This is a genomic window from Pantoea sp. AS-PWVM4, assembly GCF_000468095.1.
Lineage (GTDB): Bacteria > Pseudomonadota > Gammaproteobacteria > Enterobacterales > Enterobacteriaceae > Pantoea > Pantoea phytobeneficialis.
Genome location: NZ_ASZC01000004.1, coordinates 110985 through 133808 on the forward strand (window position 1 = coordinate 110985; position 22824 = coordinate 133808).

The 22824-nt window shown below is 54.8% G+C and carries 21 protein-coding genes; 11 read left to right on the plus strand and 10 right to left on the minus strand.

The features are described 5' to 3' along the window. Both L579_RS05165 and L579_RS05170 read right to left on the minus strand, forming a co-directional pair. Complete coding sequence (locus L579_RS05165; protein ID WP_021183220.1) at nucleotides 1-729, minus strand: transporter substrate-binding domain-containing protein; 729 nt, start codon at nucleotides 727-729, stop codon at nucleotides 1-3. Between the two features lie 15 nt (nucleotides 730-744). Then, nucleotides 745-1710 (minus strand): agmatinase, encoded by a 966-nt coding sequence (locus L579_RS05170; protein WP_021183221.1) that lies wholly within the window; start codon nucleotides 1708-1710, stop codon nucleotides 745-747. A gap of 106 nt (nucleotides 1711-1816) precedes the next feature. Here L579_RS05170 and L579_RS05175 point away from each other — a divergent pair, with 106 nt between their 5' ends. The 4 genes from L579_RS05175 (at nucleotide 1817) to L579_RS05190 (ending at nucleotide 5635) form a co-directional block, all read left to right on the plus strand. Further along, a complete protein-coding gene (locus tag L579_RS05175; protein ID WP_021183222.1) occupies nucleotides 1817-2698 on the plus strand; it encodes a LysR family transcriptional regulator in 882 nt (293 codons plus the stop codon). A 247-nt stretch (nucleotides 2699-2945) separates the two neighbouring features. Next, the gene (locus L579_RS05180; protein WP_021183223.1) at nucleotides 2946-3380 is read left to right on the plus strand and encodes a helix-turn-helix domain-containing protein; all 435 of its coding nucleotides are present in this window, start codon (nucleotides 2946-2948) and stop codon (nucleotides 3378-3380) included. A 151-nt stretch (nucleotides 3381-3531) separates the two neighbouring features. Beyond that, a complete protein-coding gene (gap, locus tag L579_RS05185; RefSeq protein WP_021183224.1) occupies nucleotides 3532-4533 on the plus strand; it encodes a type I glyceraldehyde-3-phosphate dehydrogenase in 1002 nt (333 codons plus the stop codon). 376 nt (nucleotides 4534-4909) lie between these two features. Then, a complete protein-coding gene (locus L579_RS05190) occupies nucleotides 4910-5635 on the plus strand; it encodes a pirin family protein (RefSeq protein ID WP_021183225.1) in 726 nt (241 codons plus the stop codon). A gap of 47 nt (nucleotides 5636-5682) precedes the next feature. Here the strand turns inward: L579_RS05190 and L579_RS05195 are convergent, their stop codons facing one another. Genes L579_RS05195 through L579_RS05210 form a run of 4 tightly spaced genes read right to left on the minus strand, consistent with a single transcriptional unit; the run spans nucleotide 5683 to nucleotide 10468 of the window. Beyond that, a complete protein-coding gene (locus L579_RS05195; RefSeq protein ID WP_021183226.1) occupies nucleotides 5683-6501 on the minus strand; it encodes an alpha/beta fold hydrolase in 819 nt (272 codons plus the stop codon). A gap of 50 nt (nucleotides 6502-6551) precedes the next feature. Then, nucleotides 6552-8171, minus strand: coding sequence for an MFS transporter (locus L579_RS05200; RefSeq protein ID WP_021183227.1), 1620 nt, complete (start codon nucleotides 8169-8171; stop codon nucleotides 6552-6554). After that, the gene (locus tag L579_RS05205; RefSeq protein WP_021183228.1) at nucleotides 8158-8586 is read right to left on the minus strand and encodes a DoxX family protein; all 429 of its coding nucleotides are present in this window, start codon (nucleotides 8584-8586) and stop codon (nucleotides 8158-8160) included. Before L579_RS05205 ends, L579_RS05200 begins: the two co-directional genes overlap by 14 nt. Nucleotides 8587-8590: 4 nt before the next feature. Beyond that, nucleotides 8591-10468, minus strand: coding sequence for an amidohydrolase (locus L579_RS05210; protein WP_021183229.1), 1878 nt, complete (start codon nucleotides 10466-10468; stop codon nucleotides 8591-8593). A 266-nt stretch (nucleotides 10469-10734) separates the two neighbouring features. Here L579_RS05210 and L579_RS05215 point away from each other — a divergent pair, with 266 nt between their 5' ends. The 5 genes from L579_RS05215 to L579_RS05235 are packed head-to-tail and all read left to right on the plus strand — an operon-like array spanning nucleotide 10735 to nucleotide 17923. Next, the gene (locus L579_RS05215) at nucleotides 10735-11421 is read left to right on the plus strand and encodes a hydrolase (protein WP_036625330.1); all 687 of its coding nucleotides are present in this window, start codon (nucleotides 10735-10737) and stop codon (nucleotides 11419-11421) included. A 49-nt stretch (nucleotides 11422-11470) separates the two neighbouring features. Continuing rightward, the gene (locus L579_RS05220; protein ID WP_036625194.1) at nucleotides 11471-11671 is read left to right on the plus strand and encodes a DUF1427 family protein; all 201 of its coding nucleotides are present in this window, start codon (nucleotides 11471-11473) and stop codon (nucleotides 11669-11671) included. A 2-nt stretch (nucleotides 11672-11673) separates the two neighbouring features. Beyond that, the gene (locus tag L579_RS05225) at nucleotides 11674-11928 is read left to right on the plus strand and encodes a XapX domain-containing protein (protein WP_021183232.1); all 255 of its coding nucleotides are present in this window, start codon (nucleotides 11674-11676) and stop codon (nucleotides 11926-11928) included. A gap of 44 nt (nucleotides 11929-11972) precedes the next feature. Then, nucleotides 11973-12356 carry a response regulator transcription factor gene (locus L579_RS05230; RefSeq protein WP_021183233.1) on the plus strand — a complete coding sequence of 128 codons (384 nt, stop codon included), beginning with the start codon at nucleotides 11973-11975 and terminating at the stop codon, nucleotides 12354-12356. Beyond that, nucleotides 12356-17923, plus strand: coding sequence for an ATP-binding sensor histidine kinase (locus tag L579_RS05235; protein WP_021183234.1), 5568 nt, complete (start codon nucleotides 12356-12358; stop codon nucleotides 17921-17923). The genes L579_RS05230 and L579_RS05235 overlap by 1 nt, the downstream gene beginning before the upstream one ends. A 2-nt stretch (nucleotides 17924-17925) precedes the next feature. On the opposite strand, the gene L579_RS05240 is transcribed toward L579_RS05235, so the two are convergent. The 4 genes from L579_RS05240 to L579_RS05255 form a co-directional block, all read right to left on the minus strand. Beyond that, the gene (locus L579_RS05240; RefSeq protein WP_021183235.1) at nucleotides 17926-18546 is read right to left on the minus strand and encodes a response regulator transcription factor; all 621 of its coding nucleotides are present in this window, start codon (nucleotides 18544-18546) and stop codon (nucleotides 17926-17928) included. Nucleotides 18547-18813: 267 nt separating this feature from the next. Further along, nucleotides 18814-19182 (minus strand): hypothetical protein, encoded by a 369-nt coding sequence (locus tag L579_RS05245; protein WP_021183236.1) that lies wholly within the window; start codon nucleotides 19180-19182, stop codon nucleotides 18814-18816. A 297-nt stretch (nucleotides 19183-19479) separates the two neighbouring features. Beyond that, nucleotides 19480-20316, minus strand: coding sequence for an alpha/beta fold hydrolase (locus L579_RS05250; RefSeq protein WP_036625200.1), 837 nt, complete (start codon nucleotides 20314-20316; stop codon nucleotides 19480-19482). Nucleotides 20317-20546: 230 nt separating this feature from the next. Continuing rightward, a complete protein-coding gene (locus L579_RS05255) occupies nucleotides 20547-20762 on the minus strand; it encodes a hypothetical protein (protein ID WP_021183237.1) in 216 nt (71 codons plus the stop codon). Nucleotides 20763-21003: 241 nt separating this feature from the next. Here L579_RS05255 and L579_RS05260 point away from each other — a divergent pair, with 241 nt between their 5' ends. Then, nucleotides 21004-22128 carry a porin gene (locus tag L579_RS05260; RefSeq protein WP_021183238.1) on the plus strand — a complete coding sequence of 375 codons (1125 nt, stop codon included), beginning with the start codon at nucleotides 21004-21006 and terminating at the stop codon, nucleotides 22126-22128. Between the two features lie 16 nt (nucleotides 22129-22144). Continuing rightward, entirely contained in the window at nucleotides 22145-22681 is a 537-nt protein-coding gene (locus L579_RS05265) for an NADPH-dependent FMN reductase (RefSeq protein WP_021183239.1), read from the plus strand. The last annotated feature ends 143 nt before the right edge of the window (nucleotides 22682-22824 follow it).

Sequence of the window (22824 nt, forward strand, 5' to 3'; positions counted from 1 at the left end):
TTATTGTGCGGCGGTGCCAAACCATTTTTTCTGCAACGCATCGTAAGTGCCGTTCGCTTTGATGGCTTTCAGCGCGTCATTGAGTTGCTGGCGCAGTTCCGGCTCACGTTTGCTCACCGCAATGCCGTACTCTTCGTGGGTGAGCGGTTCCGGCAGGATCTGCGTGGTGCCACGGGTTTTGCTGTAAAGCAGCGCGGCCGGTTTACCGGTCACCACCGCATCGGCACGGCCCGCTTCCAGTGAGTTGAACATCTCTTCGTTCTTTTCCACTTCTACGGTTTGTGCGCTGGGGAACTGATCCGCCAACACCTTGACCGATTTGGTGCCGACCTGCACGGCAACGCGTTTACCCGCCAGATCCTGTGGTGTTTTGATGCGGGTGTCGCCTTTTTTCACCATCACCACCAGTCCGGCAGAGAAATAGGGGTCGGTGAAATCCACCACTTTTTTGCGGTCGTCGGTGATGTAGATGGCAGATAACACGATGTCCTGACGTCCCGCCAACACCGATGGCACCATCGCTTTAAAATCCATATCGGTATACACCAACGGACGGCCCATCTGTTTCGACAGGGCGGCCGCTAAATCCACATCAAAGCCGGTGCGCTGGTTGTTCTGGATATATTCCATCGGCGGGAAGGTGGGATCAATCGCCACCCGAATAGGGTCAGCAGCCTGAGAAACAGATGAAAACAGCAGCGCACTGAGCAGAAGCGAGCGAAGAGTCATAGGTCCTCCAAAAGGTTAAATATTGCTGTCGCAGTAACCGGCGCGAATTGCCGCACCAATCAAATTGAGCACCAGACGGCCTGCGGTCATGCAGGAGAGCTGATGAACATCTTTGGCCGGCTGGATTTCAACGATATCCATGCCGACCACCCGGCCTTTTTTCACTAAACCGTGAATCAGTTTACGTGCCTGAACAAAGGTCACGCCGCCCGGTGCCGGGCCAGCCACGGCAGGCATCACCGCCGGATCAAAACCATCAGCATCAATGGTCAGGTAATAGCGACCGCCGTCCGGGATCTGCGCCAGCACGGCGTCCATACCCTGATCATGCAGCTCATAAGCGGTGATGATTTTGGCTCCCCATTCACGGGCATAATCGGCTTCTTCCTGGCGGGCACTCCCTGAAGCACGCATACCGATTTGAATAATGTCTTTGATGAACGGCAGTTCAGAAGCACGGCGCATCGGGCTGGATAAGCCGTCAGTCACGCCGTTGACGTCATCACGCCAGTCGAGATGCGCATCAAGATGGACAATAGTGATCGGCCCCTGATCGTCAAAGGCGCGCAGGATCGGGTTGGTAATGCCGTGATCGCCACCCAGGACGATGGGAATCGCACCGGCGGCAAGAATCTTACGCACGGCCTGCTCGGCGCGAACGAAGTGACCGCGTGGATCATTGAGGTCAGCCGGGACATCGCCACAATCGACAAAACGCACGTCATCCCGGCCCTGCAATAACGGACCATCTATATCGAAGTCGTAGCGTTCGGGGCTGCGAATGACACGATCGGAGGCCTGACGAATGGCGGTCGGGGCGCGAACCTGGTCATTGTTGTAGTCCTGCGGGGTGTAGGCCGCGCCGTAAGGCATCCCCAGCACGGCAAAATGTGCTTGCAAATTATCGAGATCGAGGGCTAATTCGGAAAACAGCAGTGATTTATGATTAGTTTGCGGTGGCACTGTTAACGGTAAAGACATAATGATTTCCTGGTATTGGCGAAAAACGAACTGAGGCGAGTGTAGGGATGCCGGTTTACCAGGAAAACTGATCTTATTTGTAATCACGGTTACGGAAACAGCAACCATGAAACCCCGGACATTGAATGAGAAAGACCTGCGCGCCTTGCGAATATTCTGCGAAGTGGCGCAATCTGGCGGATTTTCTGCTGCTGAGAAATCCCTGAATATGACCAAGGCGACCATCAGTCGTCAGATCAAATCGATCGAAGAAACCCTCGGAACGGCGCTGTGTACGCGCGGGCCGAAAGGCTTTGAGCTGACGGTGGCGGGGGAGTCAGCGCTGCTGTATGCCCGCGAAGCGTTAGGCGCGCTGGATCGCATATTCCCGGCGATGGATGCCAGTCGCGGCGTGATTTCCGGGCCGCTGGTGATGGGGATCACCGACAATGTCATCAGCCACAGCGGTTCGCATCTGCAACAGGCGTTGCGCGCGTTGCGCCACCATGCACCGGGAGTCCAGCTATCGTTAAGCGTTATGGCGGGATCGCAGTTGATTCAGGCGTTGCTGGACAGACGACTGGACATTGCCATCAAAGGGGTGATGGATTACCAGAAGACCCCGTCACTGCACTATGTCGATCTGTTTGACGAGTCGCACGGCCTGTATACGCTGGCTGGCAATGAGTTGCGCGCGCGGCAGTTACCGTTGGTCTGGCGTGCACAGCAGCCGTTTGTTGAGGACGCGTTGGCGCGTCTGCACCTGAGCCGGGGACCGGAGGCGGTGGGGATTGAGGCGGTAGCGATGCTGATTGCCGCGGGCGATGTGGTGGGTATCCTGCCGCACCATTATGCACAGTTGATGCAGACGCGCTTTCCGCTGGTCAGCGTACCGGACTCACCGACATGGACAGTGACTCATTATGCCGTCACCCATGCCGCCTATCCCGTCTCCCCGGCAGCAGAACAAATGATCAGAGAACTGCGCCAGGCACAGCAGATGATGTAATGGCGGGGTAATCGGCTTTGGTTATGGTTAGCTGCGGCCTGACGGTGGCAGAGATAGATAATTCATATCAAAAACGCGCGATAAATCGCGCCGCTACAAAAATGTGCTCAGCCGTAGCGGCGCGATTTATCGCGCGTCCTGAGCAACAAATCAATTATCCCTTCGTATACCTATCCATTTGTATAACTACCTTTTCCAGCGCGCATGACTGATATTGTCACCCAATCTCTGCAAAGCTGGGTGTGATATGAATGCTATCACTGCTGTAAAACCGTTTTTGCCGACCTTTTATCCAACGCAAGACAAAATGATTTATTCGGTGGTGGATGACATTATTCACTGGATCGAAGAACACCTGTATGACGAAACGATTCGTGTCAGTACCATCACCGGCAAAAGTGGTTATGGTCACTGGCATTTTCAACGTATTTTCCGCGAGGTGACCGGCTATAACCTCGGTGAATATATGCGTCTGCGCCGGGTTATCAGAGCTACTTTCGCCATTATCCACAGCGACAAAACCTTGCTGGAAATTGCGGTGGAAAATGGCTTTACCAGCCAGCAAACCTTCACCCGCGTCTATAAAAAATATATGCATGCCACGCCGGGTGAAATCAGGCTTTTACATGCTAACGATAAGCATGCCTTTTTCAGGATCACCAGGAACCTGATGAAAAAATAACACTTTCATTCAACCTGCCAACACCCGCCGCCAGGCTGGTGTTTTTTTGCGCACAGAATGTGTGGGGCAAAGGCCGCAGTTGCGTTAATTTAATTGTCATCTTTCCCGGTTGTTATTGAATTCCTCTTCACCATTGGCAAGGACTTCTGTTATGAAAAAAATCGGTATTAACGGCTTTGGACGTATCGGTCGACTGGTTCTGCGTCGCCTGCTGGAGCAAAAAGAACCCGTTGAAATTGTTGCCATTAACGATCTCACCTCACCAGAAATGCTGGCTTACCTGCTGAAGTATGACTCCAACTATGGCGCATTCCCGGCGACCGTGAGCGCGGAGGGGCAGAACCTGGTGGTCGGCGGCAACAACATCAAGGTGTTTGCCGAAAAAGAAGCGAAGAACATTCCCTGGGGCGATCTCGGTGTGGATGTGGTGATTGAATGTACCGGCTTCTACACCTCGGCGGAAAAAGCCCAGGCGCACCTGGATGCCGGGGCCAAAAAAGTGCTGATCTCAGCCCCGGCCGGGGAGATGAAAACCATCGTCTTCAACGTCAATGACGACACCCTGACCGCCGATGACACCATTATCTCGGTGGCATCCTGCACCACCAACTGCCTGGCTCCGATGGCGAAAGCGTTGAACGACAGTTTTGGTATTAAGGTTGGCACCATGACCACCGTGCACGCCTATACCGGTACCCAGGCGCTGGTGGATGGGCCACGGGGTAAAGATTTCCGCGCTTCCCGCGCAGCGGTGGAAAACGTGATTCCGCACACCACCGGGGCGGCTAAAGCCATTGGTCTGGTGATCCCGGCGCTGTCCGGCAAGCTAAAGGGCCATGCGCAGCGCGTACCGGTCAAAACCGGTTCTGTGACTGAGCTGGTGTCGGTGCTGGATAAAAAGGTGACGGTGGCGGAGATCAATGCCGCGCTGAAGCTGGCATGTGAAAACAACGAATCCTTTAATTACACCGAAGACCCGATTGTCTCTTCCGATGTGATTGGTCTGCCGTTTGGCTCGATTTTTGATGCCACCCAGACGGAAATCAGCGAAGCGGGCGATGTCCAGCTGGTGAAAACCGTGTCGTGGTACGACAACGAATACGGATTTGTCACCCAGTTGGTGCGGGTGCTGCATAAGTTCTCTAATCTGTAATTGCCTGACGCGCGATAAATCGCGCCGCTACAAACTGGCAGGCTTTCAACGCGCGATGCATCACGCCGCGACAGACTGGCAGGCTTTCAACGCGCGATAAATCGCGCCGCTACAAACTGGCAGACTTTCAACGCGCGATGCATCACGCCGCGACAGACTGGCAGGCTTTCAACGCGCGATGCATCGCGCCGCGACAGACTTGCAGGCTTTCAACGCGCGATGCATCGCGCTTTTTTATCACATGATTGTCCACTAAATCGTTACACTGATTGCAGATTGACGTAATTGTTCGGCAAATTTGTTTACCTTAATCTGTGTTCAACGAAGGGAAACAACCCCTTTATCCGGTTAAACACAGAAGATTAAGGAGCAAATCATGATTGAACAACGCCTGTCAGAACAACGTGGTGTCGGTGCCCACGGCTGGTTGCATTCACACCATACCTTCTCATTCGCCAACTATTGGGACCCGAAACAGGTGGGCTTTTCTGACCTGCTGGTGATTAATGATGACCGGGTGGCAAAAGCCCGTGGATTTGGCGCTCACCCGCACAGCAATATGGAGATCATCTCCTATGTGCTGGCAGGGGCGCTGGAACATAAAGACTCAATGGGTACCGGCTCGGTGATTGTCCCCGGTGATGTGCAACTGATGAGCGCCGGTAGCGGCGTGACGCACAGCGAGTTCAACCACTCCAGCGAAGACGGGGTGCACTTCCTGCAAATCTGGGTGGTGCCGGATGAGAAAAATACCCCGCCGGGCTACCAGCAGATCTCGGTGCCAGAGAATGAAAAACGCGGCAATCTGCGGCTGATTGTGTCACCAGAGGGTGAGCAGGGCGCACTCAGCATCCGTCAGGACGTGCGGATTTATGCCGGGTTATTCGATGCCGGCGAGCAGCAAACCATCACGCTGGATGATGATCGTTACGCCTATATTCATGTGGCACGCGGTAACGTTACCGTAAATGGCGTGACCTTCAAAGCCGGAGATGGCGCGCGAGTACGTAATGAGAAGACACTGACGTTTAGCGAGGGTGAGGCCGCAGAAGTGTTGTTGTTTGATCTGCGCCCGCTGGAAGTGAACCATCCTTCCCGTTGATAATGTTCCGTGGCGGCGCGATTTATCGCGCCGCCACGTATCAGACCTTAACGTTGCAGAAACGCCAGCAGGTCTTCATTCAACTGATCCTGATGGGTCACGGCGAAGCCATGTGGGCCATTGTCGTACACCTTCAGTTCAGCACCGGGAATCATCTCCGCCGCCACTTTACCGGTCGTCGCAAACGGCACAATCTGATCGTTACTGCCGTGGATCACCAGCGTCGGCACATCCACTTTGGCGATATCGGCGCGGAAATCGGTTTCAGAAAACGCCGTGACGCAATCCAGCGTGCCTTTCAGCGAGGCCAGCAGGGCGATATTCAGCGTCTGGGTCAGCACCCCTTCAGAGACAGTCTGGCCAGCATTGGTGCCATAGAAAGGTGCAGCAAAGTCTTTGATAAACTGGGCGCGATCTTTACGCAAACCGTCGCGAATACCGGCAAACACCGACAAATCGACGCCTTCCTGGTAATCTGCCGCTTTACCGAAAATAGGGGTCACCGCGCCCAGCAGCACCAGGCTGGTGACGCGCGCGCTGCCGTAGTTGCCGATATAGCGGGTCACATCGCCACCGCCCATCGAGAACCCCACCAGCGTCACTTTATCCAGGCCCAGATGGTTGATCAGATCGTTAATGTCGGAGGCGAAGGTATCGTAGTCGTAGCCCTGCCACGGTTGATCGGAACGACCAAAACCGCGACGGTCAAAAGCGATAACGCGATAGCCACGTTCGGCCAGGAAATTCATCTGGCTGTCCCACATATCTGCATCCAGCGGCCAGCCGTGACTGAACAGCACCGGCTTACCCTTGCCCCAATCTTTAAAATAAATCTGCGTACCATCTGTGGTTTTAAACGTGCTCATTGCATGGACCTCTTATTGCTGTTGTGGGTTGATATGTCAGGGTTGCGGCGTCATGCCGGAGCAACCAGATAACGAACTTCGGGCAAACTTTCGCCCTGATGGAAGGCGTAAACCCGGCTCTGGATTTTGCGGTCGTTCATGGTGTAGCGCTCCTTTTCACGCAGGTGCTCCATCCACGAACCGACGACAAAGGTTTCCACGAAAATGCCCGGTTGCAGCACGTCTTCATAAATCGACCAGTTGATGGCCCCGCCTCGACGGCGTACCCGGCGCATATCCTGCATACACACCGTGAAATCATGGGCATCTTCATTGCGGATCACATATTCATAGCTGACCATCACCGGGCCACGGTTGTGGTGGATCTCGGGCGTCGGGTTGTTGTCGGTGTCGTTAAGGATCTCCAGATTTAAATCCGGGTCCTGATCGAGCCGCCAACGCCAGACGGTCGCGCAGGAAAGAAACATGCCGACGGCGGCGAAGGTCAGCGACAGCGGAATGGAGAAATGGGCCGCCAGTTGTCCCCACACCGCACTGCCGACGGTCATTGAACCGAAAAACACCGTCAGGTAAACCGCCAGCGCCCGCGCTTTCACCCACTTTGCCGCGCTCCGCTGCGCGCCGAGGTTGAGGGTAGAAAGCACCGCAATCCAGGCAAAACCGGTAAAGAACTCACAGGCGTTAAGCCACCAGAAATGGCGGATAAAGGCCAGCGCCAGCATTGTCAGACCAAACAGCATGCTGGCGAGCACCATCAGGCGGTCGGCACTGAATTTTTTGCGTAAGCCTGGCAGCAGCACCGCGCCACAGATGGCACCAACGCCGATACAGGCCAGCATAATGCCGTAACCGCCAGGCCCCAGACCGAGTTCACGCCGGGCGACCAGCGGCAACAATGCCCATCCGGCGCTACCAAACAGGAAGAAGGCAAAGGTGCGTACCAGCACGTTACGAAACACCGGGGCAGCGTGGACGTAGCGCAATCCCACCCGCACCGCCGGGAAGAAGTGTTCTGGCGGCAGGCGTTGGATGCTGGCGGGCGCTTTCCAGCGATACAACACCCAGGCCACGCCCAGCACCGACAGGGCATTGAGCAGGAACACCATCCACGGACCGGCAAAGGAGAGGATCAGACCACCAAGCGCCGGACCAATGGCGCGGCTGATATTAATGCCGAGCGAGTTCAGCGCGATGGCCGGTCCCAGTTCATGTTTCTCCACCAAATCCGGCACGATGGCCTGAAAGGGTGGTGAACTCATCGCGGCACCGGTACTGAGCAGGAAAGCCGCCACCAGCAACACCCACGGCGTCACCAGACCCAAAAAGGAGAGCAGCGTCAGACCGGCGGCAGCGATAAACACCCACAGTTGCGAAAACAGCAGATATTTACGGCGATCGACGATATCGGCCATCACCCCGGAGGGCAGCGCGAACAGGAACATCGGCAGGCTGCTGGCGGCCTGCACCAGCGCCACCGACAGCGGATCGGCGCTTAACGTCAACATGCTCCAGTTAACGCCGACATCGTTCATCCATGACCCGATGTTGGAAACCACTGTCGCCAGCCACAGCATACGGAAAACCGGCTGCTGCAACGGTTGCCACGGCGAGGCGGCTTGTGCCGGGAGTTCCGTTACCACCGCGCTGTGCATATCATTAACCTGAGCCATGACGCAGCTCCTGTTTTGCTTTGACGCCGATACGCCAGCCACCCGGCCCGGTGAGCGCCAGGGTAGTGAAGATGATCAGCAACAACCAGCCAAACTGACCGTCAGCAATCGTCCAGTCCGGGTGCACCACCAGCATCGCCACCAGCAGCACGCCGATGATTGGCAGGCAAGCCAGTCGTGACCACCAACCCAGAATGATCAGGATCGGGCAGACAACCTCGGCGATGATCGCCGGGATCAGGCTCATATACGGCCCCATGCCGAACGGGTCTTCAATGCGCGTCAGTTCCTGCTGGAAATGAAACACCTTGGGCAGACCATGTACATGCAGCAGCAACAGGCTGCCGGTCAGGCGCAGGAAGAACAGCCCCAGATCGATCCGGGGCGGGAATGAGAAAACCGATGACGTTTTCATAAGTTTAAAATGCAAAGCAGCTGCAACCGAGCGCGCCCCAGAAGGCGTTGTCTTCGGCTACCGGAACGTTAGCGCCACGGGCGATATCATGCTGGTGGCTGTGCACACCGCAAGGGCCGCTGCAATGGTGCGCCTGCGGCATAATGCCAACGCGGGTGGTGGCACCGGGAGGCGCACTGCGGTAGTGGCCCGGTACCTTCACCACCGGCGACCACTCCGGCAGTACCGGCAGGGTCGGTGGCGCTTCGCTGCTGAACGTCCCGGCGGCATACACTACGTTACCATCCACCACCGTCAGCACGGATTCGATCCCTTTGATCTCCTCCTCGGGCACGCTGAAGAAGTCTTTGCTCAGCACCGCCATATCCGCCAGTTGGCCGACTTTGATCTGGCCTTTTTTGCCTTGCTCACTGGAGAACCAGGCACTGCCTTGCGTCCACAGCATCAGCGCGGTGTCACGGTCGAGACGCGCGTTGACGTCATACATCTGCATGCCGCCCACGGTACGACCAGAAACCAGCCAATACAGCGCGGTCCACGGGTTATAACTGGCGACGCGAGTCGCATCAGTGCCCAGGCCAACCGGTACGCCGGTTTCCAGCATGCGCGCCACCGGCGGGGTATGGCGGGTAGCTTCGATGCCATAACGTTCCGCAAAGTATTCCCCCTGGAACGCCATACGATGCTGCACCGCAATGCCGCCGCCGAGGGCTTTGATACGGTCGATATTTTTCTGCGTCACCGTTTCGGCATGGTCAAAGAACCAGTGCAGGCCGTTAAACGGAATCTCGCGATCCACCTTCTCAAACACATCCAGCATACGGCTGATGGATTCGTTGTAGGTAGCGTGCAGGCGGAACGGCCAGCGGTGTTCCACCAGATGACGCACCACGCGCTCCAGTTCATCTTCCATACCGGGAGCCAAATCCGGGCGCGGCTCAAGGAAATCTTCGAAGTCGGCGGCGGAGAACACCAACATTTCACCGGCACCGTTATGCCGGAAATAGTCGCTGCCCTGGCCTGGCGTCAGCATATCGGTCCATTTTTCAAAATCTTCCAGTTCATGACCGGGACGCTGGGTAAACAGGTTATAGGCGATTCGCACCGTCATCTGCTTTTTGCTGTGCAGCTCGGCGATCACTTCATAATCATCGGGGTAGTTCTGGAAACCGCCTCCGGCGTCGATGGCGCTGGTCAGGCCAAGACGGTTCAGTTCACGCATAAACTGACGGGTGGAGTTGATTTGCAGCTCCAGCGGCAATTTCGGCCCTTTCGCCAGCGTGGCGTAGAGGATCATCGCATTCGGACGCGCAATCAGCATGCCGGTCGGGTTGCCGTTGCTGTCGCGCTGGATTTCGCCACCCGGTGGGTTGGGGGTGTCTTTGGTGTATCCCACCACTTTCAGGGCGGCGCGGTTGAGCAGGGCGCGATCGTACAGGTGCAGGATAAACACCGGCGTGTCGGGTGCAGCTTCGTTGATCTCTTCCAGCGTCGGCATGCGGCGTTCAGCAAACTGAAACTCGGTCCAGCCTCCCACTACGCGTACCCACTGCGGCGATGGCGTGCGCAGCGCCTGTTCTTTCAGCATACGCAGTGCGTCGGCCAGTGAAGGCACGCCTTCCCAGCGCAGTTCGAGGTTGTAATTGAGACCGCCACGGATCAGGTGCAGATGCGAGTCATTCAGGCCAGGCACCGCAGTATGACCTTTAAGGTCGATCACCTTCGTACCTTCGCAGTGATGTTCCATCACTTCCGCCTGACTGCCCACCGCCAGAAATTTTCCTTCGCGAATCGCTACAGCGTCGGCTACCGGGTTGGCGCGGTCGACGGTGTGGAATTTGCCGTTGATTAAAATCAGCTCTGCCTTACCGAGCGTCACCATAGATCCTCCTGAACTGAGATGTCCGGGTTGGCCGGACGGGAAGTGCGCGGTCGCACCATCAGCTCAGGATTATGGTAAGCGGGGAGAAACACCGTCTAGTTATACAAAGGGATACCTATACGAACGTATACCTATACACAGAGATAATGGTCCGGCCCTCCCATGCCGCCTAAACTCAGATCGGACAGTGACCAGCCGGTGACTGCCACTTTTGCTCCGTATCTTTGTTCGCGGAAATCCAGTTACTAACCTCAATGGGTAAATTCATGTCCAACTCAAAACTTGAAGTTCTGACCCCGCTTAACAGCCAGATTATCTTTATCGATCAGCAACCGCAGATGGCGTTTGGCGTGCAGTCAATCGACCGTCAGGTGCTGAAAAATAACACCGTCGCGCTGGCGAAAGCGGCCAGGGTTTTTAACATCCCGACGATTATCACCACCGTCGAAACCGAAAGTTTCTCCGGCTATACCTACCCTGAGCTGCTGGACGTGTTCCCGGGGCTGGATATTCTGGAACGTACCTCGATGAACTCATGGGACGACCAGAAAGTACGTGATGCGCTGGCTGCAAACGGTAAGAAGAAAGTGGTGGTGTCTGGCCTGTGGACTGAAGTCTGTAACAACAGCTTTGCGCTGTGCGCCATGCTGGAAGGCGGCTACGAAATCTATATGGTGGCTGATGCGTCTGGCGGCACCTCAAAAGAAGCCCATGACTATGCCATGCAGCGCATGATCCAGGCAGGCGTGATCCCGGTGACCTGGCAGCAGGTGATGCTGGAGTGGCAGCGTGACTGGGCACACCGTGATACCTACGACGCAGTGATGAAGATCGCCAAAGAGCACTCCGGCGCATACGGCATTGGCGTGGATTATGCCTACACGATGGTGCACAAAGCACCTTCACGTCAGGAGAGCGAGCACCGCACCCTGGCACCGGTTCCGGCACGCTAATTCCCTGCGATTGACCGGCACCTGTTGTGCCGGTCACAGGAGGATCATGATGAATCCGTTGATCATTTCTCTTGGGGCGGGCGTGCTGGTGGGGCTGTTTTACGCGCTACTGCGGGTACGATCGCCAGCACCGCCTGCGATTGCGTTAGTCGGCCTGTTGGGCATGATTATTGGTGGGCAGATTATGGCGCATGTCAAGCCACAGCCGCAGGCCAGCACCATCACCACCCACGTTGATAAGGTCGGCTGAACATGTTGAAATCCTACGTTATCTCGTTGGGGGTAGGTGTTCTGGCCGGTGTGATCTACGGCCTGATCGATGTGAATTCCCCGGCGCCACCGGTGATTGCCTTGCTGGGATTGTTTGGCATGCTGGTGGGGGAGCAACTGGTGCCGCTGGCGCAACGGCTGATTCGCCGTCAGCCGGTGACTCTGGCCTGGTTCCGCCACGAATGTGTGCCAAAAATCAGTGGCACACCGCCGCCCGAAGGAGAGAAGGAACCCTAAGGAACATCCTCACGCTTGCGTGAGGATTATCGGAGGATTACAGCATGACGCTGCCACAGCATATTGTTATCGTTGACGACGAACGCTCAGTCCGTAATGGCCTGAGCAATTTACTGCATTCTGACGGATACACCACCAGCCTGTACGAATCAGGCGAAGAACTCCTCTGCGATGACAAAGCGTTAACCGGCGCGGCCATGTTGATCATCGACGTCAGACTGAAGGGGATGAGCGGTTTTGAGCTGTTCGCCATCCTGCAACAACAATCCGTGACCTTGCCCGTGATTTTTATCTCCGCGGAGCAGGAAGAGGCGGTGCAATGGTATGCCATTGCGCTCGGCGCGGTGACCTTTTTGCGCAAGCCTATTGATGTTGATACGCTCCTGACCATCATACGTAACGAACTGTCTCACGGGGAAACACGCTAATGGGCATTATCTCGCTCCCGCAGGAAGGCAACGAAGAACAGAAAATCACCTTGCCGGACGAGATGGTGCTGACCCCACTGGCGCAGGATGGCAGCATCGCCTGGCTAATGGGACGAGAGACGACCGGTGAAGCCTTTATAATCGCTACCGCCGCCAGTGACGAACTGGCATTTCAGGGGACGCAGCTACTTAAAAATGAGCTGACGCTGGCCCCGCATCTGGCAACCCGCTGGGCGGTAAAACCCCTCGGCCACACCCGCTATCAGGGACACTATGCGCTGGTGTACCCGGCGTTTCCTTATCGCACGCTGGCGGGGATAATTGCGATGCCGCCCGAGCAGATTGCCGATTACCTGCGTAATGCCATCCAACTCTGTCTGCCATTAAGCCAGGCGCATCATCAGGGCATTGTGCATGGCGATATCAAACCGGCGCATCTGTTCCTGAACAACGATGGATCTTTTCGTCTCGGGGGCTTTGGCCTTGCCTCGGTGACGCTGGATTCGCAACTGAAAAATTCGCTGCGCGCCTCCGGTGGCACGCTGGCATACATGTCGCCAGAACATACCGGGCGCACCCCTTTTCCGGTCAGCAATCTGAGTGATCTCTACAGCCTCGGCGTGGTGCTGTATGAAATGCTGACCGGAAAGTTACCCTTTGGCTCACCGCAGGCTGGCCAGGCGGAGTGGATCCATCACCATCTGGCCACCGCACCGCGCCCACCTGAAGCGATTCGCCCCGATGTACCGGCCATGTTGTCGGCCATTATCCTGCGTTTGCTGGCAAAATCGCCGCTGGATGGCTACCAAACCATTGATGGTTTACTGGCTGACCTGCGACGCTGCAAAGCGACCCTGACGCCACAAGGCACCATCGCTGCCTTTACCCTCGGACTTCAGGAGCGTTTCACCAGCAATTATCGTGTCGAAACGCTGTTTACCGGCCATGCCCAGGCTCGGGTGTTACTGGATGCGCTGGATGAAGTACAACGCAGCGGCACGCATCATCTGGTGATGATTGGGGGCGCGCCGGGGGCAGGGAAATCAGCAATTATCGCGTCGGCACTGAAAAAGCTGCAACACAAGCCGATTCTGCTCACGGTCGGCAAAGCGGATCAACATTCGCCGCAGGTGCCTTATTCGGCGCTCAGCGCCGCGTTCCGAACGCTCACCTTATATCTGCTTGGCTTGTCTGCCGCCGACGTGATGGTCTGGCGCGCGCGTCTGCTGCGCGCGTTGGGTGATGATTGCGATCTGGCTATCGAACTGGTGCCGGAATTGCGTCAACTGCTGGATATCCCTCAGCCGGTGCTGACCACCGATACATTAAGCGATGCGCGCGAACGTTTTCATCAGATGGCGTGCGCATTGATCAAGGCGTTTGCCTCATCTGGCAAAGCGCTGGTGATGTTAATTGACGATGTACACTGGGCCGATCAGGCCAGCCTGCAACTGCTGGAAAATGTGTTTCAGCGTAATGATCATCTGCCTTTTTTGCTGGTGATCGCCCACCGTGACGCAGAATCGATGCCTTGCCCACAGGTAGCGGATTTTCTCACACGTATCCGTGGCGCGGCCGCACGCCTGACTGAGATCACCCCTGAGCCGCTGAATGCCAAAATGGTGGCGCGCTGGCTGGCCGGGATGTTGCATACCCGCAGCAGCGGAACGACTGAACTGGCGCAGCTGATCCATGAGAAAACCGGGGGTAATCCGCTTTTTTTACAGGAATTTTTCAAGCAGGCGATCGCTGACGGGTTGATTTTCTATACCCAGGACCCGCTGAAGTGGCATTACGATCAAGGTGCTTTGCGGGCACGTCATTACACCGATAATGTCGCCAGTCTGGTGGTACGACAACTGGAACGGATGCCAGAGCCGACACGCCAACTGCTGGGGAGCATGGCCTGTCTCGGTGCCAAAGGGCAACTGGGACTGCTCAGCCAGATTCTCGGCACCCGCCCGCATCATGTTCAGCAACGGTTAAGACCGGCGCTGGCGGCACGGTTTATCACCATTACCGATAATGACTACGCCTTTACCCACGGGCGAGTTCATGACGCGGCGTTTTTATTGATCGGTCCCAGACAGAAATTGCTTATCCATCAGCAGGCGGCAGCGCTGCTGGCTGCATCCGCACCGCGTGCCGAAGGCAATGAGATGCTGTTCCGCGCGGTGCATCATATTGCGATGGCGACGGATATGCCGGTAGACGCGGTGCAACATCGTAACTACTTTCACCTTAGCCTGACGGCAGCGCAGCGCGCCAAACGGGCAGGGGATTATGCCTCTGCGTTACGCTATTTGCGCACCGCGCGTGTGTTGAATGATCAGCGCGGCGAGGGCGAGCATTTCCTGCTCGGCTTTGAAGAGGCGGAGTGCCAGTTTTTGCAGGGTAATCTTAACGAGGCGCAAACGCGCTGTACCGCGCTGCTCGGTATGCCCGGCAGTTTGACCGAGAAATCGGCCGCGGCCTGCCTGTCGGCGGAAATTCATATGCGCCAGTCGGACAACTTTCTGGCGCTGGAGACAGCCCTGGCATGGCTTTCGGTATTTGGTGTGCACTTTAATCGCTATCCCGACGAAGAGGAGTGCAATGCGGCCTGGTATGCCCTGAAAGCCCGGCTGGGGCCAGACCCGGCGGCCACACTGGGCGTATTGCCGCTGATGGCGAATCGCGAAAAAGAGTCGGTGCTGAACCTGATGGCCAGCACCATCTTTGCGTCGTCGTACGATTGTCCCCAACTGCACCTGCTGCTGGTGTGCAAAATCCTCGATATGACGCTGGATCATGGCATTGCCGGGGCCTCGGTGTTCGGCCTGTCGTGGTTTAGCGTGCTGATTACTGACCGCTACCAGGAATATCATTACGGCTTTAAGTCCGGGCTGCTCGCCAGCCAACTGGCTGAGAAACATAATTTTTTACGTTTTAAAGCCCGCACGTTGCTGCCTCTTGATCAAGTGGGGATCTGGACGCAACCGCTGGCCTTCGCAATCGATTGCGCGAAGAAAAGTTTCAATGTGGCGCTGGCGCATGGCGACAAATCCTTTGCCTGTCTTTCATTGCGTCATCAGGTGATGAACTACCTGACGCGTGGCGATCATCTGGAGTCGGTGCAGACCACCATTGAACGGGGGCTGGCGTTTACGCAGAAATCGTTTTATCCCGATGTGGAAAACGTGTTGTTGATGCAAAAGCATCTGGTGATGCATCTGCGCGGCAGCCGTCGGGAAAAATTTAGCGGTGTCGATGCCTTTCCAACTCACCTGGTCGGCAGCGAGCCTGGCCCCGTTTCCGGGCCAAAAGCGATGGTGTTGTTCTGGTCGTGGCTGTATCGCGGTATGGCGCATTTCTATGCCGGTGAATATACGCAGGCCACCCCCTGTTTTGCCGAAGCCGCGCACCTGGTCAACGCCGTACCGGGTTATATCTACCTGATGGATTTACATTTCTTCAGCGCCCTGACGCTCACCGTCCCACTGGCAAGCGGCCAGGCGAATGCTGCGTTGCACAAAACCGTCCACGCGCATTTTGAGCAGCTGGTGCAGTGGTCGGTGCTGAATCCCGAATTGTTTGCTGACAAGGTAGCGCTACTGGCTGCTGAACTGGCGCGTCTGCGTGGTGAAGTGGGCGAGGCGCTGAGTCAGTACGAAATGGCGATCAATCTGTCGCGCAAAGCAGGTTACGTGCATATCAATGCATTGGCTTACGAGCTGGCGGGGGATTGCGCCAAGACCTGGAACCTGAATGTCCCGGCCGATGCCTATTTAAAAGGGGCCATCAGCGGCTGGGAAAACTGGGGGGCGCTCGCCAAAGTGCGGCAGCTTGAGCAACGCTATCCCCAACTGGCGACGCAAAAACCGGGCAATGCCTTCACCACCATTCCGTTTGAGGATGAATCGATTCGCGACCTCGAGAGCGTGGTCACGGCGGTGCGCGCCCTGACGGAGGAGATCAATCTCGACCGGTTGATCCATATCCTGATGCGTATGCTGCTGGAACGCGCGGGCGCACAGCGTTGCCTGTTGATTCGCGTGCTGGATGGCAATATCCCGGAAACGGAAGCCTGGGCGGAAGCGAATGCCGATGGCGTCAAAGTCAGGATCGTTAAACAACGCCCGACAGCCAGCGATTTACCGTTGTCGGTGCTTTCCGCGGTGATCCGCACCGGGCAGGAGATCCGTACCGGCAAGCCGGAGGATTTCAGCCCCTTCAGTCAGGACCCGTATCTGGTTTCCTCGGGAGCGGCGGTGATGTGCGTTCCGATGTTCAAACAGGCCAATATGGTGGGGGTGTTGTACCTCGAAAACCGCCTGATGCCGGATGTGTTTACCGCCGAGCAATCGCATATCGTGAAAACCCTGAGCGCCCAGGCCGCCGTTTCAATCGAAACCGCCCGTTTATATGCGGAATTGCTGGAGGAGAACATCCATCGCCGCCGGGTGGAGAAGCAATTACGCGCCAGCCAGACCTCGCTGATGCTGGGGGAGAAAATCAGTCATACCGGCACCTGGAGTTGGGAGATCGAGCAGGATTTAATGTCGGTATCGGATGAGTACCTGCGTATTCTCGGCTTGCCGGAACAACCGAAAACGCTGTCGATGGCGGATTTTATGACCTTCGTGCACCCCGATGACCATCAATGTATCAACGACCTGGTCAGCGACAGCGTACAGAACGGCATCAGCATGCAGGCGGAATTTCGTATTATCCGCCCGGATGGTGAATGTCGTTACATCAAAGGGATCGGCGATCCGGTGAATAACTGGCCGGAGGTGAAAGAATATTTCGGCACCATTTCGGACATCACGGTACAACGCCGGGCTGAAGATGCCGCCCGGATGGCGCAGGCGGATTTGGCGCGGGTTTCGCGCGCCACCACCGTCGGTCAGTTAACCGCGTCAATTGCGCATGAAATCAACCAACCGCTGATGTCGATTGTCGCGCATGCCGGTGCCAGCCTGCGCTGGCTGAAACGTGAGCAGAGCCATATTGAGAATGCCTGCTTCAGCCTTGATGAGATTTTGCAGGAAGGCAAACGCGCCGGCGATATTATTCGCGGCTTGCAGGCGTTAACCCGGAAACATGACTCGGTGTATGCCAAAGCCAACCTGCATTTAATTGCACGCGATATCCTGGCGCTTTCACGGGCCGAGATTGAACGTAAATGGATCTCACTGGAGCTGAAGCTGCACGCCGAGCACGCGGAAGTCTATTGTGACCGTATCCAGATTCAGCAGGTGCTACTGAACCTGGTGGTGAACGCCATTGATGCTATGACCGGCATCGAAGATCGTGGACTGGTCCTGACGCTTGCCACCGCTAACCCCACACCGGATACCATCCGTTTTGAGGTGCGGGACACCGGTTCAGGTATTCCTGACGCGGTGAAGGAACATATCTTTGATTCGTTCTATACCACGAAAAAAGAGGGCATGGGCATGGGCCTGACCATCAGTCACGGCATCATTAAAAAGCACTGTGGTGAGCTGAAAGGGGAAAACCGGGCTGACTGCGGCAGTGTGTTCTGGTTTACCTTACCCACCGAACCGCCAGCCAGCGTATAAGATTAGCGACGGCGCGTGCTGAGAATATTCAGACGTTCGGCAGCACGCACCAGGTCGGATAACGAACGGACATTCATTTTTTCCATCACCCGACGTTTGTGTACCTTGGCGGTGATTTCACTGATACCCATCTCAGCGGCGATTTGCTTATTGAGCAGGCCGCTGATCGCCAGCAACATCACCTCACTTTCACGCGGCGTCAGCGATTGATGACGAGACGTGATATCGTATTTTTCCTGCGAGGAAGCCAGATTCTCTTCCGCGATCGCCAGCGCCTCGGCCACCGCTTGTAATATGCGATCCGGATCGACCGGCTTGGTCAGGAACTCACAAGCGCCGGTTTTCATCGCCCGCACCGTAACCGGAATGGTGCCGAAACCGGTGAGAAAAATGGTTGGGATAACATGACCACGCGCATTCAGCGCATTCGCCACGGCAAAACCATCGGCACCCGGCATATTAATATCCAGAATCAGACAACCGGGAACCTGTGGAAACGCATAGTCAAGAAAGGCCTGGGCGGTAGAAAAAACGATAACGTCATAATTTTCTGAGCTAAGCAGGTTACTCAGAGCAGAACGTACCGACTCGTCATCATCAACAACGTAAACTATGTGATTCATAGAAGGTCTCTTCTCAACCTGAATTTCACGGATGTTTAAAAGTCGTGCTCAATAGCCAATATAGTGCGAAAAAAGGCAGGTTCAACCTGCGCGAGATGTATGGTAGTTAGAATACCTGTGTATGTTAGCACAATTGTTAACATTATCATCAGGTAATGTTGATAGCGGCGTGAATTATCGCGCTGTTTTCTGGCGGGTTTTAATGCCCAGGATAAATCACGCATCAAAGGCCAGGGCGCGCGATAAATCGCGCCGCTACAGGGGAGGTCAACTGTTTTTACTGAGGGCCAGGAATCCGGATTTGAATTTCACTTTACCCACGGTGCGATTGTAATTAATGACCAGTTGCGCTAACTGAAATTGTATGGCGGCATTCAGGTTATCACTATCTTCTTGTGATGGTTTGTTTTTTTCAATTTCAATCGCCATCTTTTGCATTGCCTGAGAAATGTCATCAATACAAACCTGGAAAACGTCTTTATCCAGATTCAAATATTCAGCCTGCACTTTCGCCATATAATCATCAGCGAGTTTACTTAACTCCAGGACTTCAATATTGGTTATGGTTTCATCTTTTTCATATTCAGCAAGTTTTCCTTGCAATGCGGGCACGTCTGACTTGAGAGAAAGTCTCATGTTACACCTCTGGCTTCGGTTATATTTCAACAGCGACACATATTGAAATTTAGTCGGGAAAGGGTGTTTGTCAATCAGGCTTTTTATTGAAAAAATAGTCTATTTTTCATCTATTTAATCAGCTTGCCATGTATTGCAGGCTTATCATATCAATTGCTATTAATTCTTATCATGATAAATAAAATTTGATGCCATAGCGGAATGTTATTTACAGGAAAACACAATAAAAAACAGGCAGGGAAATATGATTAACTTCCTCTGCCTGATTCATCTGAATTAACCGCTTCGATAATAAAACTAGGCGCGAATAAACGCCAGCAGGTCGGCGTTGATCACATCAGCGTGGGTGGTGTGCATACCGTGAGGGAAGCCGGGGTAAATCTTTAAGATGCTGTTTGGCAGTAACTCATCCTGCAACAAGGCGGCCGCTTTATAGGGCACCACCTGATCGTCATCGCCCTGCAACACCAGGGTGGGAACGGTGATGGCCTTTAAATCTTCCGTCTGATCGGTTTCCGAAAAGGCTTTGATCCCTTCGTAATGCGCTTTGGCGCTGCCGATCATCCCCTGACGCCACCAGTTCTGAATCGTTCCCTGGGAAATCTCTGCACCTGGACGGTTGAAACCATAGAAAGGGCCGGAAGCGACATCAAGGTAGAACTGCGCACGGTTTGCCGCCAGCGCGGCGCGAAAACTATCGAACACCTCCAGCGGGGTGCCATTGGGATTGCTGGCGGTTTTTAACATCAACGGAGGCACCGCGCTGATCAACACCGCTTTGGCAACACGCCCCTGCGGCTGGCCATATTTGGCAACATAGCGGGCCACCTGACCACCACCGGTAGAGTGGCCGATATGCACCGCATTATGCAGGTCAAGATGTTCCGCTACCGCTGACGCATCTGCTGCGTAATGGTCCATATCATGTCCGTCACTGACCTGGTCCGAGCGACCATGACCGCGACGATCAATCGCAATCACCCGGTAACCTTGCGCCAGAAAGAACAGCATCTGATTGTCCCAGTCATCCGCCGTTAACGGCCAACCGTGATGGAAAACAATCGGTTGAGCCTCTTTGGGGCCCCAGTCTTTAAAGAAAATATTCACGCCATCTTTTGTCGTTACAAATGCCATAGAACAGACTCCTCATTGATACTTAAGGTTTTCTTCATCAGCCCCGGGGGTGGCACACGATTTTTCCCCCGCGAAAGTATAGTCAGAGAAGCCTGTCACTGTCGGGCCACAAGCCTGTCCCGGCGGCCTTGATTACCGGTTGGCTTAAGGATTTTTCAATTGCATTTCATAAGGTTGCATCGATTAATGCAGGGCGGGAGCACGGCTCAATTTGTACATGAGAGACGGTGTTACCGGGTGTATTTAATCAACTCTGCGCCAGGCTCGATATGATTCACATAACGCTCACTGTCGACTTTCCAGGTAGCTCCGGCTTCTTTCGACTGCATCACGACCCGAGCGGCGGCATCATCCAACAGGGTGCTGCGGGCCGGTGCGCTTTGTGCCACATTGACCACCAAAAATAGCAGGGCAAGACTGGCAATAATAATGTTGAAAGATTTCATGATGATTTCCTGTGTGATCCAATTTATAAGCAGGTTTGTCTGCGATTGGATAAATTGTAAACACCGGGGCGAAGTAACAAAATAGCGGATACCTGGCGAAGTCTTTCAGATAATTTGAAGGAATAACGGATCATCAGGGCAGCGTGAGCAATTATATCTTCGTATAACTATCCTTCTGTATAACTTACTTTTTTTCCATCCCCCTCAGATAATTGACGCGTTTCTTTCAGGGGAGGGGTAAATGAAGCTCACAACACTGGCGCTGTTAGCACCTTGGATTTTTATCGGCAGCCACGCCTCAGCGGCCGAAATTTATAACAAAGATGGCAAAAAATTAGACTTATATGGACTCGTGTCCGGCTTGCGCTATTTTAGCGATGATAAAAGTCAGGACGGCGATCAATCCTATATGCGCGTCGGCTTCAAAGGGCAGACACAGATTTCTGATCTGCTTATCGGCTATGGACAATGGCAAAGCCAGTTCAATACCAATCAGGCCGAAAGTGAAAGCGATTCGATGTTTACTCGCCTGGGGTTTGCCGGGATCAAAGCCGGTAAATATGGTTCCTTTGACTATGGGCGCAACGTTGGGGTGCTATACGACGCACTCAGCCTGACCGATATGCAGCCCGAGTTTGACGCCCTGACCTACAATACCGACCAGTTTATGTTCCGGCGCGGCAACAGCCTGGCGACATACCGCAATACCGGTTTCTTTGGTGTGGTTCAGGGGCTGGATTTTACCCTGCAATATCAGGGTAAAAATGATGGCGGTGAAGAACCCGGCGCGCGCGATGTCCTGCGACAAAATGGCGACGGCTACGGGATGTCAGTTGCCTGGGCGTTTGGCGATGGCTTTAAAGCCGTCGGTGCCTTCACTCATTCCGACCGCACCCGCGAGCAGAACAGCACCGCCAGCGGCATCATGGGGCGGGGCGATCATGCGGAAGCTTACTCGGCCGCACTGAAATATGATGCGCATGGCTGGTATGTCGCCACCATGTACACCCAGGCGTACAACGCTTCACGCTTTGGTTCCCGCAGCGGTTCTGACATCTATGGCTATGCCAACCAGTCGCAAATCTTCGAAGTTTTTGCTCAATACACCTTTGACTCAGGCTTTGTTCCGTTTATCGCCTATAACCAGGCTCGGGCTAAAGATCTCGGTCTGGCGGGTAATGGCAAGCTGTATGGCAATCAGGATCTGGTGAGATTTGTCGATTTCGGTACGTCATATCTTTTCAATCAAAATATGCTCGCCTATGTCGACTATAAGCTGAACCTGATCGATAGCAGCGATTTCACAACCGCAGCGGGTGTCTCAACTGACGATGTCCTCGCCATCGGTCTGGTGTATCAGTTTTAACCTTAAGGAGAAAACGATGAAGTTTGTCACATTAACCTGTAGTTTGCGCAGTGGTTCGGTGAATGCCGCCATCGCCAGTACCTTACCGGAACTGGCTCCCGAGGGCGTGGTGTTTGAGGCACTGGGTTCGCCTGGCGAATTCCCGCATTACAGCATGGACACCGAAATGGCCGGATTCCCGGCGGCGGTGGTCGCGATGGCTGAACAGATTAAGCAGGCCGATGGTCTGGTGATCATTACGCCGGAATACAACCATTCGATACCGGGTTTGCTGAAAAACGCACTCGACTGGCTGTCACGGGTCAATCCCCAGCCACTGGCCGGGAAACCGGTGCTGATTCAATCCGCTTCGCCGGGCAAATTAGGCGGGGTGCGGGCGCAGATGCATCTGCGGCAAATCCTTGGCTATTTCGACGCCAAAGTTCTGAATAAGCCAGAAGCGATGATCGGCGATGTCGGCCATAAGGTGATTGACGGTGTGCTGGTGGATGAAGACACCAAACGCTTCCTGACACGGCAACTGGTGGCCTTTACCGAGTTTGCCGGACACTAATTTTCGTCAATGATGGGTTATGTTGGTGCATAATCCCTGATTTCCTGCCCCATATTGGTTCAATCCCGCCTCCGTTTTTCAACTGCGCCGGTTCTTTCTGACGTGAATTATCAGCAAAGATAAAATTGGCACACTTAATGCTT